Raw genomic sequence first — 15,524 nt, 5'->3', positions numbered from 1 at the left:
CTGCGCAGTCGGATCCGGTGGCCGATTCCGCGCAGCGCAGCCATGTCGGCCATCCCCGCGCGACGGATCGTACCGAGTGCGACGCGTATCCGGCCGATTGCGTCGTCTCGAAGGCAAGTCGCGAAGTCGCGTCGATCCGATGCGCTGTCATGAACTCGGGACACGACGCGCTGGGGCGCTGACTTTCGCATCCGGTTGGGACCGGGTGCGGTCGAGACCGATGTAGGCGCAAGCCATCTGGGAGACATCATGAACGAGACTCTGGGGAACAGCGCGACCGGGCTGCACCGCCGCACGGTGCTGAAGGGCGCCGCCTGGAGCGTTCCGGTGGTGGCTGCGGCTGTGGCGGTGCCGGCGTACGCCGCGAGTGGTTGCGCCGACTACAGCGTGGGTGGGACGGGCTTCGTCGTCAGCGGTTCCAACTACACCGCGACCTATGGCGTAGCCAAGACCGCAGGAGCTCAGCCGCTGTCGGGCTGGTCGCTCGTGATCACGCTCGTCCCGAAGGCGGGCGCGCCGAGCATCACCGTGCCTGCTACTACGACATCCGGTACACCGATCGCTCGCACCACGGACGGCAGCGGGAACACCGTCCTGACCATCAACGGTGCGCCAGGGACGTCGCTCTCGTTCAGCGGCTCGTTCACCGGGGGCTATACCGGCAGCGCGGTGTGGACGAAGGGCTCCTGTGCGATCAACCGGGGTATCGATTTCGGGGCGAATCTCCCTCCGTTCACCGGCATGAACGCCACCCTCAACGCGGGATCCGTGGGGTCTGGCAATCCCGGCTACCTCGCGGGCACAGCAACATTCACGCCTCCCGCGGGAGTGGCTCCGGTGACTCACGCCACCCTGACATTCACGGTCGATCAGAAGAAGAATCAGCACGTTCTCAACGCCTCTGGGACGGTCGTGTCGGGCCCCGGGTGGAGCTTCACAAGCGCGTCCGCGAACCAAGATTCGATCACCTATGTGTTCACCTATTCCGGTTCGGTTCCCGCAGGTGCGACCAGCACCCTGAGCTTCCGACTCAACGCGACGGGGGCGATCGGGACGAACAGCCGGCCGATCAAGATCGCCGCTGTGCGGAGCCTTTCGGGGACGCAGTTCGCGACAGTCTCTCCCTCCGTGACGACAACAGACTGGAACTGAGCGCCGGGAGACTAGCGGCGGGGCCACCACCCCGCTTGCCGCAGCGCGGCGCGGACGCGACGAGCGGGTTCGCCGCTCTGACGGAGGTGCTCCGCGGTGATCTGCACCACACGCCATCCCGCTTCGGTGTACGCCTGGTACTTCTCGATGTCCTTCCTCCAACGCAGGCGATCGGTGCGGTGGTAGTCGCCTTCATACTCGACGGCCACCTGGTAGTACGGGTACGCGATCTCGCTGCAGCCGAGGAACGCGCCTCCCGCGTAGACGTCGAAGTCGAGCACCGGGGTGGGCAGCGCGACCCCTGTTGTCAGAGCGAGTCGCAGTTCGGTCTCCTTCGGGGAGGCGGATCCGATGCGGATCAAAGTACGCGCCTCGCGAAGCCGGATGATCCCGGGACGGCGTCCTGCCCGGATGACCGCGTCGAGCTCCTCGAACGTGACCAAAGGCGGGCGAAGCACCCAACCGAACGGTCCTGGCATGCGGGGGATCCGCACGATCGCATCCCCGACGGCGACGAGCTCGTCGACGCTGAGGCGGCCGGCAAGCGATGCCCAGGTCGCTGCGGGCGTGGCCACCGGCACCCCATCGACCAGCGTCACGGCCTCGAGTTCCGGTGCGGACTGGTGACCGCGTATACGAGGGCCCCGGGGCGCTCGCCCCGGTGCCGGCATCGCGGCCTCCACCTGCACCCGATCCACCTCGGGCAGCCGAGGACTGTCGTGCCTGGGGAAAGCTCGTCGCGGTAGCGGGATCCGGTGCCGTACTGCCGCGGTGGAGTGGCTGAGATGCGCGCCCTGCGGCATAGCCGGAGCGTAGGCGTCGGACAGAAGTCTCACGGCATCAGCCAAGGCATCGGAGAAAGGATCCGGATCCTGGTTCTCGCCGAGTTCGCTTACGCTCGCAACCGTCATGCGGACCCCGTGGAACGGCGCACGCAGATCCGAACTCCGCAGGCGTGAAGGCGTGAGGCCCGCGGCAAGTCCTTGCGCCCGGGTGAACGTATCGCCAAGAGCAAGGGGAAGGGGCGTCGGCTGTCGCATGCGGACAACGATGTCGCTCGGCTTCGCCGCATGGGGCGCACATCGCGGAAGTCGTGGACAACGGCTTCCCGGGCCCGGTTGTGCAGGGCGTTCCCTCCTCGTTCAGTGGTCGCAAACTGCGGTCAAATGGCGTGGATCCCCGCAATCTGCGACCGGTGAGCGGCACATGGCGCGGAGGCCGGAGCCGCCCCAGGCGAAGCCTCGTTCAGTGGTCGCGTAATGCGCCCATACGGCGTGGATGACCGCAATCTGCGACCAGTGAGTGACTCGGGGAGGCGGGGGCCGGAATCGCCCCCGGAGCGGAGGTCGTGCGGTGGTCGGGTATTGCGGTCATGCGGCGTGGATGACCGCAATCTGTGACGAGTGAGCGTACGGTGCGCGACCAGTAAGCGCCTGCCACCCATCCCCGTCCACGCGAGACACGCCGGACACGCCGTCGCGACACGCCCGAGTTTGCGACACGCCCGGGCTGCACGTAGACTATTGAGGTTCCACATTCCGGTGCGCGTCCCGATGCGCGCTGGATCACTGCCAGGGCAGTGCACAGACGGCGCCCTTCCACGGAGAGATCCATGGAAGCGGGCGCAGGGATCTGGGCCGCGGGCAGCAGAACAGACAACCGACACCTCCTCACCGAGGCCCTGCCATGTGCGGGGGTCGGCTTCCGCGGGTCGTGAGGCCCCGGGCTGACAGCAGAACAGTGGTGCGCCCCTTCAAGAGGTCCGATCCGCAAGGGTCAGGGCCAGGAGGAGGAGTGCGAAGGTGCAGAACGCGCCGTCGCGCGTCCAATGCCCCCGGATCATCCGATCCGGGCCGGTACGACGCTTAATGAGAGAGAGCAGACAATGGCGGGACAGAAGATCCGCATTCGCCTGAAGTCGTATGACCACGAGGTCATCGACACGTCGGCCCGCAAGATCGTCGACACCGTGACCCGTGCGGGCGCGACCGTCGTCGGCCCGGTGCCGCTTCCGACCGAGAAGAACGTCGTGTGCGTCATCCGGTCGCCCCACAAGTACAAGGACAGCCGCGAGCACTTCGAGATGCGCACCCACAAGCGTCTGATCGACATCGTCGACCCGACGCCGAAGGCCGTTGACTCGCTCATGCGTCTCGACCTTCCTGCTGACGTCAACATCGAGATCAAGCTGTAAGGGGATCACGATGGTCGACATCAACGCAAAGATTTCCAAGGGACTGCTCGGCACCAAGCTCGGCATGACCCAGGTCTGGAACGAGAACGGCAAGCTGATCCCGGTCACCGTGATCGAGCTGGCCCCGAACGTGGTCACCCAGATCCGCACCCCCGAGAAGGACGGCTACAACGCCGTGCAGATCGCGGCCGGTCAGATCGACCCGCGCAAGGTCAACAAGCCGCTCACCGCCCACTTCGAGGCCGCCGGGGTCACCCCGCGCCGTCACGTCACCGAGATCCGCACCGCGGACGCCGGCGACTACAGCCTGGGCCAGGAGCTCACGGTTGACGGCACCTTCGAGGCCGGCCAGCTGGTCGACGTCGTCGGCACCAGCAAGGGCAAGGGCTTCGCCGGTGTCATGAAGCGTCACAACTTCAAGGGTGTCTCCGCCTCGCACGGTTCGCACCGCAACCACCGCAAGCCCGGTTCCATCGGTGCTTCCTCGACCCCGAGCCGTGTCTTCAAGGGCATGCGCATGGCCGGTCGTATGGGTGGCGAGCGCGTGACCGTCCTCAACCTCACGGTGCACGCCGTCGACGCCGAGAAGGGTCTGCTGCTCGTCAAGGGCGCCGTCCCCGGCGCGCGCGGCCGCATCGTCTACGTCCGCAACGCAGTGAAGGGTGCCTGAGTCCCATGGCTGACACCACTCTGACGCTCGACGTGTTCGCAGGCGGCAAGAAGACCGGTACGGTCGACGCCCCCGCCGCGATCTTCGACGCCAAGACCAACGTTCCGCTCATCCACCAGGTCGTCGTCGCGCAGCTCGCCGCGGCACGCCAGGGCACCCACTCGACCAAGCGTCGTGGTGAGGTCTCCGGTGCCGGTCGCAAGCCCTTCAAGCAGAAGGGCACGGGTAACGCCCGTCAGGGCTCCATCCGTGCGCCGCACATGACCGGTGGTGGCATCGTCCACGGCCCGAAGCCGCGCGACTACTCGCAGCGCACCCCCAAGAAGATGATCGCTGCCGCCCTGCTGGGTGCGCTGAGCGACCGCTTCCGCGGTGAGCGCCTGCACGTCGTCGAGTCCTTCGGCATCGAGGGCAAGCCGTCCACCAAGACGGCCGCCGCCTTCCTGAAGGCGCTCCCGGGCAAGAACCTCCTCGTGGTCATCGACCGCGAAGACGACCTCACCGCCCTGAGCGTCCGCAACCTGGCCTCTGTGCACGTGCTGTACTTCGACCAGCTGAACGCCTACGACGTGGTCAACTCCGACGACATCGTCTTCACCAAGGCGGCCTTCGACGCGTTCGTCGCGCTGAAGTCCGGCGCAACCGAGGAGGTCTCCGCATGAGCGACAACATCCTCGCCGCGGCTGCCAACAAGGACCCGCGCGACATCATCCTGAAGCCGGTCGTCTCCGAGAAGAGCTACGGCCTGATCGACGAGGGCAAGTACACCTTCCTGGTGGACCCCCGCGCCTCCAAGACCGAGATCAAGCTCGCCATCGAGAAGATCTTCGACGTCAAGGTCGCCAGCGTCAACACGATCAACCGCGTCGGCAAGGCTCGCCGCACCCGCTTCGGCACGGGCAAGCGCAAGGACACCAAGCGCGCCATCGTCGCCCTGAAGTCGGGCACCATTGACATCTTCACGGCAGTGAACTGACCGGGGGATAAGGACAGAACATGGCTATTCGCAAGTACAAGCCCACGACCCCGGGTCGCCGCGGCTCGTCGGTGGCCGACTTCGCCGAGATCACCCGATCGACGCCCGAGAAGTCGCTGCTGCGCCCGCTGAGCAAGACCGGTGGCCGCAACAACCAGGGCCGCATCACGACCCGTCACATCGGTGGTGGCCACAAGCGCCAGTACCGCGTCATCGACTTCCGTCGCAATGACAAGGACGGCATCGACGCCAAGGTCGCTCACATCGAGTACGACCCCAACCGCACCGCGCGCATCGCGCTGCTGCACTACTTCGACGGCGAGAAGCGCTACATCATCGCGCCGAACAAGCTGAAGCAGGGCGACATCGTCGAGTCGGGTGCCGGCGCTGACATCAAGCCGGGCAACAACCTTCCGCTGAAGAACATCCCGACGGGTACCGTCATCCACGCCATCGAGCTCCGCCCCGGCGGCGGCGCGAAGATGGCCCGCTCCGCCGGCGCCTCCGTGCGTCTGGTCGCGAAGGATGGCCCCTACGCCCAGCTGCGTCTGCCCTCCGGCGAGATCCGCAACGTCGACGCGCGCTGCCGTGCGACGATCGGCGAGGTCGGCAACGCCGAGCAGTCGAACATCAACTGGGGCAAGGCCGGCCGCAAGCGCTGGTTGGGCGTGCGCCCGACCGTCCGTGGTGTCGCCATGAACCCGGTCGACCACCCGCACGGTGGTGGAGAGGGCAAGACGTCCGGTGGACGTCACCCCGTCTCCCCGTGGGGCCAGGCTGAGGGACGCACCCGTCACGCCAACAAGGAAAGCGACAAGTACATCGTGCGTCGTCGCAACGCCGGCAAGAAGCGCAAGTAGGAGTAAGAGAAGATGCCTCGCAGTCTTAAGAAGGGCCCCTTCGTCGACGAGCACCTGCTTCGCAAGGTGGTCGTGCAGAACGAAGCCGGCAGCAAGAACGTCATCAAGACCTGGTCCCGCCGGTCGATGATCATCCCCGCCATGCTGGGACACACCATCGCCGTGCACGACGGACGCAAGCACATCCCCGTGTTCGTGTCCGAGAGCATGGTCGGTCACAAGCTGGGCGAGTTCGCGCCCACCCGCACCTTCCGCGGCCACGTGAAGGACGACAAGAAGGGGCGGCGCCGCTAATGGTCGAATCCGTCGCACGCGTGAAGCACATCCGCGTGACCCCGCAGAAGGCTCGTCGTGTCGTCGCCCTGATCAAGGGCAAGCAGGCGCAGGAAGCCCTCGCCATCCTGAAGTTCGCGCAGCAGAGCGCCTCCGAGCCGATCTACAAGCTCGTGCACTCCGCGATCGCCAACGCCCAGGTGAAGGCCGATCGTGACGGCGAGTTCCTCGATGAGCAGGATCTCTACATCAAGAACGCCTTCGTGGACGAGGGGACGACGCTGAAGCGTTTCCAGCCCCGCGCCCAGGGCCGCGCGTTCCAGATCAAGAAGCGCACGAGCCACATCACGGTCGTGCTGGCCACCCCTGAGGTCGCCAAGAACGAGAAGGCGAGCAAGTAATGGGACAGAAGGTAAACCCGTACGGCTTCCGCCTCGGCATCACCACGGACCACGTGTCCCGGTGGTTCTCTGACTCGACCAAGCCGGGTCAGCGTTACGCCGACTACGTTGCCGAGGACATCAAGATCCGCCGGCTCCTGCAGACGCAGCTCGACCGCGCCGGCGTGAGCAACATCGAGATCGAGCGCACCCGCGACCGCGTGCGTGTGGACATCCACACCGCTCGTCCGGGCATCGTCATCGGCCGCCGCGGCGCCGAGGCGGAGCGCATCCGTGGCGACCTCGAGAAGCTCACGGGCAAGCAGATCCAGCTGAACATCCTCGAGGTGAAGAACCCCGAGGCCGACGCTCAGCTCGTCGCGCAGGGCATCGCCGAGCAGCTCTCTGCTCGTGTCGCCTTCCGTCGCGCCATGCGCAAGGGCCTCCAGGGCGCCCAGCGCGCTGGTGCCAAGGGCATCCGGATCCAGGTCTCGGGCCGCCTCGGCGGCGCGGAGATGAGCCGGTCGGAGTTCTACCGCGAGGGTCGTGTGCCGCTGCACACGCTGCGCGCGAACATCGACTACGGCTTCTACGAGGCCAAGACCACCTTCGGCCGCATCGGCGTGAAGGTCTGGATCTACAAGGGCGATCTCACCAACAAGGAGCTTGCTCGCGAGCAGGCCAACGCACCGAAGTCCCGTCGTGACGACCGTGGTGGCGACCGCCGCCGTGGCCCGCGCAACGAGGCTCCCGTCGCAGAAGGAGCGTCTGCCTGATGCTTATCCCTCGCAAGGTCAAGTACCGCAAGCAGCATCACCCCAAGCGTGATGGTGCGGCGACCGGCGGCACGAAGGTCTCCTTCGGCGAGTTCGGTATCCAGGCCCTCACCCCCGCTTACGTGACCAACCGTCAGATCGAGTCCGCTCGTATCGCGATGACCCGTCACATCAAGCGTGGTGGAAAGGTGTGGATCAACATCTACCCCGACCGTCCGCTCACGAAGAAGCCTGCCGAGACCCGCATGGGTTCCGGTAAGGGTTCCCCCGAGTGGTGGGTCGCCAACGTCAAGCCGGGTCGCGTCCTCTTCGAGGTCGCGGGCGTCAGCGAGGAACTTGCTCGCGAGGCCCTGACCCGTGCCATTCACAAGCTGCCGCTCAAGGCACGCATCATCAAGCGCGAGGAGGGCGACGCGTAATGGCGATCGGCACCAAGGAGCTCGGTGTGACCGAGCTCGACACGTTCGAAGACCAGCGCCTCGTCGAGGAGCTGCGCAAGGCCAAGGAGGAGCTGTTCAACCTCCGTTTCCAGTCGGCCACCGGCCAGCTGGAGAGCCACGGCCGCATCCGCGCCGTCAAGCGCGACATCGCGCGCCTGTACACCGTGATCCGCGAGCGCGAGCTGGGCATCCGTGCGACGCCCGCTCCGGTCGAGGCTCCGGCCAAGAAGGCGTCCAAGGCAAAGGCGAAGAAGGCCGACGAGGCTGACGCGCCGAAGGAGGAGGCCGAGTAATGGCTGAGAAGAAGGCTGCTGCCGCTGAGGCAGAGGTCGTCTCGCACGATGTGCGCGACGCCGATGCTCGTGGCTACCGCAAGTCGCGCCGCGGCTACGTCGTCAGCGACAAGATGGACAAGACCATCGTCGTCGAGGTCGAGGACCGCGTGAAGCACCCGCTGTACGGCAAGGTCATCCGCCGTACGACGAAGGTCAAGGCGCACGACGAGAACAACACCGCCGGCATCGGCGACCTCGTTCTCATCAACGAGACCCGCCCGCTGAGCGCCACGAAGCGCTGGCGTCTGGTGGAGATCCTGGAGAAGGCAAAGTGATCCAGACCGAGTCCCGACTCAAGGTCGCCGACAACACCGGCGCCAAGGAGCTGCTCACCATCCGCGTGCTCGGCGGTTCCAGCCGTCGTTACGCCGGCCTGGGCGACATCATCGTCGCGACGGTCAAGGACGCGATCCCCGGTGGGAACGTGAAGAAGGGTGATGTGGTCAAGGCCGTCATCGTCCGCACCAAGAAGCAGACCCGTCGTCCCGACGGCTCGTACATCAAGTTCGACGAGAACGCCGCCGTGATCCTGAAGAACGACGGGGAGCCCCGCGGCACCCGTATCTTCGGCCCGGTCGGTCGTGAGCTTCGTGACAAGAAGTTCATGAAGATCGTCTCGCTCGCCCCGGAGGTGCTGTAACTCATGGCGAACATCAAGAAGGGTGACCTGGTTCAGGTCATCTCCGGCCGCAAGCAGGAAAAGGGCGGCGACCGCGGCAAGCAGGGCAAGGTCCTCGAGGTCCTCGTCGAGCAGAACCGCGTGATCGTGGAGGGCGTGAACTACGCCACCAAGCACACCCGCGTCGGACAGACGCAGCGCGGCACGAAGACGGGCGGCATCGAGACCATCGAGGCCCCCATCCACATCTCGAACGTCGCCCTGGTCGACCCCGAGACGAAGAAGCCGACCAAGGTCGGTCACCGCGTCGAGGAGCAGGTCAAGGACGGCGTGAAGCGCACGGTCCGCGTGCGCTACGCGAAGAAGAGCGGTAAGGACCTCTGATGGCGGCTGCTGACGCCGCGGGCGCTGTCAAGGTGCAGCCCCGCCTGAAGGCGAAGTACAACAACGAGATCAAGAAGGCTCTGCAGGACGAGTTCGGCTACGAGAACGTCATGCAGATCCCCGGCCTGGTCAAGGTCGTCGTCAACACCGGTGTCGGTGAGGCGGCTCGTGACTCCAAGGTGATCGATGGTGCGGTCGACGACCTCACCAAGATCACCGGCCAGAAGCCGATCGTCACGAAGGCCCGCAAGTCCATCGCGCAGTTCAAGCTGCGCGAGGGTCAGCCCATCGGCGCGCACGTCACCCTCCGCGGTGACCGCGCCTGGGAGTTCGTGGACCGCCTCGTGAACCTCGCACTGCCCCGTATCCGCGACTTCCGCGGTCTCTCGGACAAGCAGTTCGACGGCAACGGCAACTACACCTTCGGTCTCACGGAGCAGAGCGTGTTCCACGAGATCGATCAGGACCGCATCGATCGCGTCCGCGGTTTCGACATCACTGTCGTCACCACGGCGAAGAACGACGACGAGGGCCGGGCGCTGCTGCGTCTCCTCGGCTTCCCGTTCAAGTCGAACGACGCGCAGGCGTAAGACCATGTCTTGAAGACCGGATCCCGGGGGCTTCCTCGGGATCCGGTCTTCGGGCGTGTTGCACGTGACGTACAATTGAAAATTGCGTGCTCATCGCAGGCCGTCTGCCGTGTAACGGCAGCCGGAACCTCATGAACGAAAGAAGACAACTATGACGATGACAGACCCGGTCGCAGATCTGCTGACCCGTCTGCGCAACGCGAACTCGGCGCATCACGACTCCGTGACCCTGCCGTCGAGCAAGCTGAAGACCCACATCGCTGAGATCCTCCAGCAGGAGGGCTACATCTCGGGTTGGGAGATCTCCGACGCCCGCGTCGGCAAGAACCTCACCATCTCGCTGAAGTACGGCCCGAACCGCGAGCGGTCGATCGCCGGCATCAAGCGCGTCTCCAAGCCCGGCCTCCGCGTGTACGCGAAGTCGACGGAGCTGCCCAAGGTGCTCGGTGGCCTCGGCGTCGCGATCCTGTCCACCTCCTCGGGGCTCCTCACGGACCGCCAGGCTGAGCAGAAGGGCGTGGGCGGAGAAGTTCTCGCCTACGTGTGGTGATCTGAAATGTCGCGTATTGGACGACTTCCCATCGAGATCCCCGCGGGCGTGACCGTTTCGGTCGACGGCCGTGCGGTGTCGGTGAAGGGCCCGAAGGGCGAGCTCTCGCTCACCGTGGCCTCCCCCATCGAGGTGTCGGTCGAGGAGAACCAGGTTCTCGTCACCCGTCCGGACGACGAGCGCGCCTCGCGTTCGCTGCACGGTCTGACCCGCACGCTCATCAGCAACGACATCATCGGCGTGACCCAGGGCTACTCCAAGGGCCTTGAGGTCGTCGGCACCGGCTACCGCGTGCAGCAGAAGGGCAACTCGGTCGAGTTCGCCCTCGGCTTCTCGCACCCGGTTCTGATCGACCCGCCCGCCGGCATCACCCTGACGGTGGAGGGCAACAACAAGCTCACCGTCAGCGGCATCAGCAAGCAGGCCGTCGGCGAGGCGGCTGCGAACATCCGCAAGATCCGCAAGCCCGAGCCGTACAAGGGCAAGGGTGTGCGCTACGCCGGCGAGGTCGTGCGTCGCAAGGCCGGAAAGAGTGGTAAGTAACCATGGCTATCAAGACGAAGTCCGACGCCCGCTCGCGTCGTCACGCCCGCCTTCGCAAGAAGATCCAGGGCACCGAGGCGCGTCCGCGCCTGGTCGTCACCCGTTCGGCCCGCCACGTCTTCGTGCAGCTGGTCGACGACAGCAAGGGCCACACCGTGGCCAGTGCCTCCACCCTCGAGACCGACCTGCGCGGCTTCGACGGTGACAAGACCGCCAAGGCCCGCAAGGTCGGCGAGCTCGTCGCCGAGCGCGCGAAGGCCGCCGGTGTCTCGGAGGCCGTGTTCGACCGCGGTGGCAACCGGTACGCCGGTCGTGTCGCGGCCATCGCCGACGGCGCCCGCGAAGGGGGTCTGGCACTGTGAGTGACAACAAGGAGAACGAAGTGACCGAGACGGCTACGGCTCCCGCCGAGACGGCGGCCGGCACCGAGGCTCCGCAGCGCGATGAGCGCCGCGGCGGCCGTGGTGGCCGCGACCGCGGTCAGGGCGGTCGCGACCGCAACTCGCGCGACCGCGGGGACAACCAGTTCCTCGAGCGCGTCGTGACCATCAACCGCGTGTCGAAGGTCGTCAAGGGCGGCCGTCGCTTCAGCTTCACCGCGCTCGTCGTGGTGGGTGACGGCAACGGTCTCGTGGGTGTCGGCTACGGCAAGGCCCGCGAGGTTCCCCTCGCCATCTCGAAGGGTGTCGAGGAGGCCAAGCGCAACTTCTTCCGCGTGCCGCGCTCCGCATCGACCATCCCGCACCCGGTGCAGGGCGAGGCCGCTGCCGGCGTCGTGCTGCTCCGCCCGGCTGCCGCCGGTACCGGTGTTATCGCCGGTGGTCCGGTCCGCGCCGTGCTCGAGTGCGCCGGTATCCACGACGTGCTGTCGAAGTCGCTCGGTTCGTCGAACACGATCAACATCGTGCACGCGACGGTGGCCGCCCTGAAGCAGCTCGAGGAGCCCCGTGCGGTCGCCGCGCGTCGTGGCCTCGAGTTCGACCAGGTCGCCCCGGCGCGTCTCGTCCGCGCAGAGGCTGAGGCCATCGCTGCGCAGAAGGCAGGTGCCTGATGGCTGCGCGCCTCAAGGTCACGCAGGTCAAGTCCAAGGTGAGTGAGAAGCAGAACCAGCGCGACACGCTGCGTTCGCTCGGCCTCAAGCGGATCGGCGACTCGGTCGTCCGTCCCGACGATGCCCAGACCCGCGGTTACGTCCGCACGGTCGCTCACCTCGTCAAGGTTGAGGAGATCGACTAATGGCTGAGAAGAAGGAAGCGGCCACCACCACCGCCGCGAATGCCAAGAAGCCGGCCGCCAAGAAGGCCGAGGAGACCACGGTCTCCCGTCCCGGCGTCCTGAAGGTGCACCACCTGCGTCCGGTCCCCGGCGCCAACACCGCGAAGACCCGTGTCGGTCGCGGTGAGGGCTCCAAGGGCAAGACCGCCGGTCGCGGCACCAAGGGCACCAAGGCCCGCAACACCGTTCGCGTCGGTTTCGAGGGTGGGCAGATGCCGCTGCACATGCGCACCCCGAAGCTGCGCGGGTTCAAGAACCCGTTCCGCGTGGAGTACCAGGTCGTGAACCTGGAGAAGCTCGCCGAGCTCTACCCGAAGGGCGGAGACGTCACCGTCGCCGACCTCGTGGCCAAGGGCGCGGTTCGCAAGAACGAGAAGGTCAAGGTCCTGGGCAACGGCGACATCGCCGTGGCTCTGACCGTGTCGGTCGACAAGGTCTCCAGCTCCGCAGAGCAGAAGATCGTCGCCGCCGGCGGATCCGTCAAGTAACACTCGTCGAGAGGGGCCGGAGATTTCTCCGGCCCCTCTTGCGTTACCCTGGGTAATCGACTGTCCCTCATCGGGCGTCATTCCCTTTGCAGGAAGGCAAGCTTTTGTTCAGCGCCATCGCGCGGATCTTCCGCACGCCTGATCTTCGACGCAAGATCGGCTTCACGATCGCGATCATCGCGATCTACCGCCTTGGATCCACCGTGCCCGCTCCGTTCGTGAGCTTCCCGAACGTCTCCGAGTGCCTCGCTCAGAACAGCGGCACCGAGGGCCTGCTCGGGCTCGTCAACCTCTTCTCCGGCGGCGCGCTGCTGAAGCTGTCGATCTTCGCACTCGGCGTGATGCCCTACATCACGGCCTCGATCATCACCCAGCTGCTGCGCGTCGTCATCCCGCACTTCGAAGCGCTGCACAAGGAGGGCCAGGCCGGTCAGGCCAAGCTCACCCAGTACACGCGATACGTCACCATCGCTCTGGCGCTGCTGCAGTCCACGACTCTCGTCACCGTCGCGCGCACCGGCCAGTTGTTCGGCCAGACCGGCGTCGCCGCGTGCAACCAGCTGCTCACCAACGACGTGTGGTGGGCGCAGCTGCTGCTCATCATCACGCTGACGGCCGGCACCGGCCTCATCATGTGGTTCGCCGAGCTCGTCACCGAGAAGGGCATCGGCAACGGCATGTCGCTGCTGATCTTCACCTCGATCGCCGCGACCTTCCCCGGCGCCATGTGGGCCATCATGCAGACGAAGGGCTTCGAGGTCTTCCTGCTCGTGCTGCTCGTCGGCATCGTCGTGATGACTCTGGTCGTCTTCATCGAGCAGTCGCAGCGACGCATCCCGGTGCAGTACGCCAAGCGCATGGTCGGTCGTCGCACCTACGGCGGCACCAACACCTACATCCCGATCAAGGTGAACATGGCGGGCGTGATCCCGGTCATCTTCGCCTCGTCGCTGCTGTACATCCCGATGCTGGTCGCGCAGTTCAACATCCCGCAGGACGGCAAGACGCCGCCGGCGTGGGCGACCTGGATCATGACGTACTTCGTCAAGGGCGACCACCCGATCTACATGATCACGTACTTCCTGCTGATCATCGGTTTCACGTACTTCTACGTCGCGATCACGTTCAACCCGACCGAGGTCGCGGACAACATGAAGAAGTACGGTGGCTTCATCCCCGGCATCCGGGCGGGTCGCCCCACGGCCGAGTACCTCGACTACGTCCTCACCCGCATCACGCTGCCCGGATCCCTCTACCTCGGCATCATCGCGCTGATCCCGCTGATCGCGCTGGCCACGGTCGGCGCGAACCAGAACTTCCCGTTCGGCGGCGCGTCGATCCTGATCATCGTCGGCGTCGGCCTGGAGACGGTGAAGCAGATCGACGCACAGCTGCAGCAGCGCCACTACGAAGGGCTTCTCCGATGACAGCATCCGCAACCTCCACCGCACGCCTGCTGATCGTGGGCCCGCAGGGCTCCGGCAAGGGTACGCAGGGAGTGCGGATCGCTGAGGCCTACGGTGTTCCGGTGGTCTCCACCGGCGACATCTTCCGCGCCAACATCAAGGACGGCACCCCGCTCGGCAAGCAGGTCACCGCGATCCTCGACGCGGGTGACCTCGTCTCGGATGAGCTGACGGGCGCGCTCGTGCGCGACCGCCTCTCCCAGCCCGATGCCGAGGCCGGCTTCCTCCTCGACGGCTACCCCCGCAACGCCGCGCAGGTCGAAGACCTCGACGCGTTCCTGGCCGAGTCGGACGCCGCACTCGACGCCGTGATCCTGCTCGACGTGCCGCGCGAGGAGAGCATCGCCCGGATCACCGTGCGCGCGGTGGAGCAGGGCCGCGGGGACGACACCCCCGAGGCCATCGCGAAGCGTCTGGACATCTACGAGGCGCAGACCGCCCCGATCCTCGACGTGTACGGCGCGCGTGGCATCGTGGACAGGATCGACGGCGTCGGCAGCCTGGACGAGATCACCGAGCGCGTCTTCGCGGCGCTGAACGCCCGCGGGCTCGTGCGCACGGCTGCGGTCTGACGTGGCGTTCCGCCGCTCCATCTACAAGAGCCGCGCCCAGCTCGAGGCGATGGTCGAGCCCGGTCTGATCACCGGTGCGGCGCTCACCGCGGTGCGTGCCGCCGTGCGCCCCGGCATCACGACGGGCGAGCTCGACGCGATCGCCGAGCGCGTGATCCTGGATCGCGGCGCCGAGTCGAACTTCAAGCTCGTGCGCGGCTACCGGCACACCACCTGCATCTCGGTCAACGACCAGGTCGTGCACGGGATCCCCGGATCCCGCGTGCTGCAGCCCGGCGACATCGTCTCGATCGACTGCGGGGCTCAGTTCCGCGGCTGGAACGGCGACAGCGCCATCACGGTCATCGTCCCGGATCCGTCTCCTTCCGCGTCGTTCGGCGCACGTCAGACGCTTTCTGACGTGACCGAGGGATCCATGTGGGCCGGTATCGCCGCGATGGCCTCGGCAAAGCACCTGGGGGACATCTCCGCGGCCATCGAGGACCACATCCTCGCCGCGGGTCCCTCGGCGGTCTCGGGGAAGCCCTACGGCATCCTGCGCGAGTACGTCGGACACGGCATCGGCCGCAAGATGCACGAGGCGCCGAGTCTGTTCAACTACCGGACCCCGGACCGCGGCGCCGAGGTGCGCCCGGGCCTCGTGCTCGCGATCGAGCCCATGGTCACCGCGGGTTCCGAGCAGACCTACGTCGAGGACGACGACTGGACCGTCACCACGACCGACGGATCCGACGGCTCGCACTGGGAGCACAGCGTCGCTCTGCATGACGACGGCATCTGGGTGCTGACCGCCGCCGACGGGGGAGCGGCAGGCCTCGCCGCCTTCGGGATCACCCCCGCGCCGATCGCGTAGCACCGAGCGTCGACCTGCCCCGCGCGCCCCGGGGAGTGCTCCCACGGACCTCAAAGGCTTCGCACGGCACAATGGGAAGACATAGCTGAGCGGATCCGCCGGGCGGGTCTGGACAAGGAGACACAGAC

General features: G+C 66.5%; 25 protein-coding genes. 24 read left to right on the top strand and 1 reads right to left on the bottom strand.

Features of this window, described 5'->3' with window-relative positions:
* Window positions 1-249: 249 nt before the first annotated feature.
* Window positions 250-1,152 carry a hypothetical protein gene (locus ACTJI8_RS14045; RefSeq protein ID WP_440734032.1) on the top strand — a complete coding sequence of 301 codons (903 nt, stop codon included), beginning with the start codon at window positions 250-252 and terminating at the stop codon, window positions 1,150-1,152.
* Between the two features lie 11 nt (window positions 1,153-1,163).
* Here ACTJI8_RS14045 and ACTJI8_RS14040 read toward each other — a convergent pair whose 3' ends face one another.
* On the bottom strand, window positions 1,164-1,751 hold the full coding sequence (locus ACTJI8_RS14040) for a hypothetical protein (RefSeq protein ID WP_440734031.1): 588 nt from the start codon (window positions 1,749-1,751) through the stop codon (window positions 1,164-1,166).
* A gap of 1,286 nt (window positions 1,752-3,037) precedes the next feature.
* Between ACTJI8_RS14040 and rpsJ the strand changes: the two genes are divergently transcribed.
* The 23 genes from rpsJ to map all read left to right on the top strand — a co-directional run bounded on the left by rpsJ (window position 3,038) and on the right by map (window position 15,396).
* On the top strand, window positions 3,038-3,346 hold the full coding sequence (gene rpsJ, locus ACTJI8_RS14035; protein ID WP_017201594.1) for a 30S ribosomal protein S10: 309 nt from the start codon (window positions 3,038-3,040) through the stop codon (window positions 3,344-3,346).
* A gap of 10 nt (window positions 3,347-3,356) precedes the next feature.
* On the top strand, window positions 3,357-4,016 hold the full coding sequence (gene rplC, locus ACTJI8_RS14030; protein WP_233312367.1) for a 50S ribosomal protein L3: 660 nt from the start codon (window positions 3,357-3,359) through the stop codon (window positions 4,014-4,016).
* A gap of 5 nt (window positions 4,017-4,021) precedes the next feature.
* On the top strand, window positions 4,022-4,678 hold the full coding sequence (gene rplD / locus ACTJI8_RS14025; protein WP_440734030.1) for a 50S ribosomal protein L4: 657 nt from the start codon (window positions 4,022-4,024) through the stop codon (window positions 4,676-4,678).
* Complete coding sequence (gene rplW / locus ACTJI8_RS14020; protein ID WP_045249924.1) at window positions 4,675-4,992, top strand: 50S ribosomal protein L23; 318 nt, start codon at window positions 4,675-4,677, stop codon at window positions 4,990-4,992. Before rplD ends, rplW begins: the two co-directional genes overlap by 4 nt.
* 20 nt (window positions 4,993-5,012) lie before the next feature.
* Window positions 5,013-5,852 carry a 50S ribosomal protein L2 gene (rplB, locus tag ACTJI8_RS14015; RefSeq protein WP_233312365.1) on the top strand — a complete coding sequence of 280 codons (840 nt, stop codon included), beginning with the start codon at window positions 5,013-5,015 and terminating at the stop codon, window positions 5,850-5,852.
* Window positions 5,853-5,864: 12 nt separating this feature from the next.
* Window positions 5,865-6,146 carry a 30S ribosomal protein S19 gene (rpsS, locus tag ACTJI8_RS14010; protein ID WP_233312364.1) on the top strand — a complete coding sequence of 94 codons (282 nt, stop codon included), beginning with the start codon at window positions 5,865-5,867 and terminating at the stop codon, window positions 6,144-6,146.
* Window positions 6,146-6,526 carry a 50S ribosomal protein L22 gene (gene rplV, locus ACTJI8_RS14005; RefSeq protein WP_375903449.1) on the top strand — a complete coding sequence of 127 codons (381 nt, stop codon included), beginning with the start codon at window positions 6,146-6,148 and terminating at the stop codon, window positions 6,524-6,526. The genes rpsS and rplV overlap by 1 nt, the downstream gene beginning before the upstream one ends.
* On the top strand, window positions 6,526-7,281 hold the full coding sequence (rpsC, locus tag ACTJI8_RS14000; protein WP_440734029.1) for a 30S ribosomal protein S3: 756 nt from the start codon (window positions 6,526-6,528) through the stop codon (window positions 7,279-7,281). The genes rplV and rpsC overlap by 1 nt, the downstream gene beginning before the upstream one ends.
* The gene (gene rplP, locus ACTJI8_RS13995; protein ID WP_045271046.1) at window positions 7,281-7,700 is read left to right on the top strand and encodes a 50S ribosomal protein L16; all 420 of its coding nucleotides are present in this window, start codon (window positions 7,281-7,283) and stop codon (window positions 7,698-7,700) included. Before rpsC ends, rplP begins: the two co-directional genes overlap by 1 nt.
* A complete protein-coding gene (gene rpmC, locus ACTJI8_RS13990; protein WP_045271047.1) occupies window positions 7,700-8,014 on the top strand; it encodes a 50S ribosomal protein L29 in 315 nt (104 codons plus the stop codon). Before rplP ends, rpmC begins: the two co-directional genes overlap by 1 nt.
* Window positions 8,014-8,331, top strand: coding sequence for a 30S ribosomal protein S17 (gene rpsQ / locus ACTJI8_RS13985; protein WP_052674221.1), 318 nt, complete (start codon window positions 8,014-8,016; stop codon window positions 8,329-8,331). The genes rpmC and rpsQ overlap by 1 nt, the downstream gene beginning before the upstream one ends.
* Window positions 8,328-8,696, top strand: a complete 369-nt coding sequence (gene rplN / locus ACTJI8_RS13980) for a 50S ribosomal protein L14 (protein WP_045271048.1) — start codon at window positions 8,328-8,330, stop codon at window positions 8,694-8,696. Before rpsQ ends, rplN begins: the two co-directional genes overlap by 4 nt.
* 3 nt (window positions 8,697-8,699) lie before the next feature.
* Window positions 8,700-9,059, top strand: a complete 360-nt coding sequence (gene rplX / locus ACTJI8_RS13975; RefSeq protein WP_045249916.1) for a 50S ribosomal protein L24 — start codon at window positions 8,700-8,702, stop codon at window positions 9,057-9,059.
* Entirely contained in the window at window positions 9,059-9,649 is a 591-nt protein-coding gene (rplE, locus tag ACTJI8_RS13970) for a 50S ribosomal protein L5 (RefSeq protein WP_440734028.1), read from the top strand. The genes rplX and rplE overlap by 1 nt, the downstream gene beginning before the upstream one ends.
* Window positions 9,650-9,800: 151 nt before the next feature.
* On the top strand, window positions 9,801-10,199 hold the full coding sequence (rpsH, locus tag ACTJI8_RS13965; RefSeq protein WP_233312358.1) for a 30S ribosomal protein S8: 399 nt from the start codon (window positions 9,801-9,803) through the stop codon (window positions 10,197-10,199).
* A 6-nt stretch (window positions 10,200-10,205) separates the two neighbouring features.
* On the top strand, window positions 10,206-10,742 hold the full coding sequence (gene rplF / locus ACTJI8_RS13960) for a 50S ribosomal protein L6 (RefSeq protein ID WP_440734027.1): 537 nt from the start codon (window positions 10,206-10,208) through the stop codon (window positions 10,740-10,742).
* 2 nt (window positions 10,743-10,744) lie between these two features.
* Window positions 10,745-11,104 (top strand): 50S ribosomal protein L18, encoded by a 360-nt coding sequence (gene rplR / locus ACTJI8_RS13955; RefSeq protein ID WP_267920971.1) that lies wholly within the window; start codon window positions 10,745-10,747, stop codon window positions 11,102-11,104.
* The gene (gene rpsE / locus ACTJI8_RS13950) at window positions 11,101-11,793 is read left to right on the top strand and encodes a 30S ribosomal protein S5 (protein WP_440734026.1); all 693 of its coding nucleotides are present in this window, start codon (window positions 11,101-11,103) and stop codon (window positions 11,791-11,793) included. The genes rplR and rpsE overlap by 4 nt, the downstream gene beginning before the upstream one ends.
* Window positions 11,793-11,978 (top strand): 50S ribosomal protein L30, encoded by a 186-nt coding sequence (gene rpmD / locus ACTJI8_RS13945; protein WP_018171461.1) that lies wholly within the window; start codon window positions 11,793-11,795, stop codon window positions 11,976-11,978. The genes rpsE and rpmD overlap by 1 nt, the downstream gene beginning before the upstream one ends.
* The gene (gene rplO / locus ACTJI8_RS13940) at window positions 11,978-12,505 is read left to right on the top strand and encodes a 50S ribosomal protein L15 (protein WP_440734025.1); all 528 of its coding nucleotides are present in this window, start codon (window positions 11,978-11,980) and stop codon (window positions 12,503-12,505) included. Before rpmD ends, rplO begins: the two co-directional genes overlap by 1 nt.
* Window positions 12,506-12,609: 104 nt before the next feature.
* Window positions 12,610-13,932, top strand: coding sequence for a preprotein translocase subunit SecY (gene secY, locus ACTJI8_RS13935; protein ID WP_233312356.1), 1,323 nt, complete (start codon window positions 12,610-12,612; stop codon window positions 13,930-13,932).
* Complete coding sequence (locus tag ACTJI8_RS13930) at window positions 13,929-14,543, top strand: adenylate kinase (RefSeq protein ID WP_440734024.1); 615 nt, start codon at window positions 13,929-13,931, stop codon at window positions 14,541-14,543. Before secY ends, ACTJI8_RS13930 begins: the two co-directional genes overlap by 4 nt.
* Before the next feature lies 1 nt (window position 14,544).
* Window positions 14,545-15,396 carry a type I methionyl aminopeptidase gene (gene map, locus ACTJI8_RS13925; protein WP_440734023.1) on the top strand — a complete coding sequence of 284 codons (852 nt, stop codon included), beginning with the start codon at window positions 14,545-14,547 and terminating at the stop codon, window positions 15,394-15,396.
* Window positions 15,397-15,524: the final 128 nt, after the last annotated feature.

Source organism: Microbacterium sp. 22303 (genome assembly GCF_052045265.1).
GTDB lineage: Bacteria > Actinomycetota > Actinomycetes > Actinomycetales > Microbacteriaceae > Microbacterium.
The sequence above is the reverse complement of the archived record's forward strand: the minus strand, read 5'-3'. Positions and strand labels throughout refer to the sequence as shown.

Excerpts from the sequence above, each read along its gene's own strand:
- ACTJI8_RS14045 (WP_440734032.1), top strand. The coding sequence starts at position 250 with ATGAACGAGACTCTGGGGAACAGCGCGACCGGGCTGCACCGCCGCACG.
- rpsJ (WP_017201594.1), top strand. The coding sequence starts at position 3,038 with ATGGCGGGACAGAAGATCCGCATTCGCCTGAAGTCGTATGACCACGAG.
- rplC (WP_233312367.1), top strand. The coding sequence starts at position 3,357 with ATGGTCGACATCAACGCAAAGATTTCCAAGGGACTGCTCGGCACCAAG.
- rplD (WP_440734030.1), top strand. The coding sequence starts at position 4,022 with ATGGCTGACACCACTCTGACGCTCGACGTGTTCGCAGGCGGCAAGAAG.
- rplW (WP_045249924.1), top strand. The coding sequence starts at position 4,675 with ATGAGCGACAACATCCTCGCCGCGGCTGCCAACAAGGACCCGCGCGAC.
- rplB (WP_233312365.1), top strand. The coding sequence starts at position 5,013 with ATGGCTATTCGCAAGTACAAGCCCACGACCCCGGGTCGCCGCGGCTCG.
- rpsS (WP_233312364.1), top strand. The coding sequence starts at position 5,865 with ATGCCTCGCAGTCTTAAGAAGGGCCCCTTCGTCGACGAGCACCTGCTT.
- rplV (WP_375903449.1), top strand. The coding sequence starts at position 6,146 with ATGGTCGAATCCGTCGCACGCGTGAAGCACATCCGCGTGACCCCGCAG.
- rpsC (WP_440734029.1), top strand. The coding sequence starts at position 6,526 with ATGGGACAGAAGGTAAACCCGTACGGCTTCCGCCTCGGCATCACCACG.
- rplP (WP_045271046.1), top strand. The coding sequence starts at position 7,281 with ATGCTTATCCCTCGCAAGGTCAAGTACCGCAAGCAGCATCACCCCAAG.
- rpmC (WP_045271047.1), top strand. The coding sequence starts at position 7,700 with ATGGCGATCGGCACCAAGGAGCTCGGTGTGACCGAGCTCGACACGTTC.
- rpsQ (WP_052674221.1), top strand. The coding sequence starts at position 8,014 with ATGGCTGAGAAGAAGGCTGCTGCCGCTGAGGCAGAGGTCGTCTCGCAC.
- rplX (WP_045249916.1), top strand. The coding sequence starts at position 8,700 with ATGGCGAACATCAAGAAGGGTGACCTGGTTCAGGTCATCTCCGGCCGC.
- rplE (WP_440734028.1), top strand. The coding sequence starts at position 9,059 with ATGGCGGCTGCTGACGCCGCGGGCGCTGTCAAGGTGCAGCCCCGCCTG.
- rpsH (WP_233312358.1), top strand. The coding sequence starts at position 9,801 with ATGACGATGACAGACCCGGTCGCAGATCTGCTGACCCGTCTGCGCAAC.
- rplF (WP_440734027.1), top strand. The coding sequence starts at position 10,206 with ATGTCGCGTATTGGACGACTTCCCATCGAGATCCCCGCGGGCGTGACC.
- rplR (WP_267920971.1), top strand. The coding sequence starts at position 10,745 with ATGGCTATCAAGACGAAGTCCGACGCCCGCTCGCGTCGTCACGCCCGC.
- rpmD (WP_018171461.1), top strand. The coding sequence starts at position 11,793 with ATGGCTGCGCGCCTCAAGGTCACGCAGGTCAAGTCCAAGGTGAGTGAG.
- rplO (WP_440734025.1), top strand. The coding sequence starts at position 11,978 with ATGGCTGAGAAGAAGGAAGCGGCCACCACCACCGCCGCGAATGCCAAG.
- ACTJI8_RS13930 (WP_440734024.1), top strand. The coding sequence starts at position 13,929 with ATGACAGCATCCGCAACCTCCACCGCACGCCTGCTGATCGTGGGCCCG.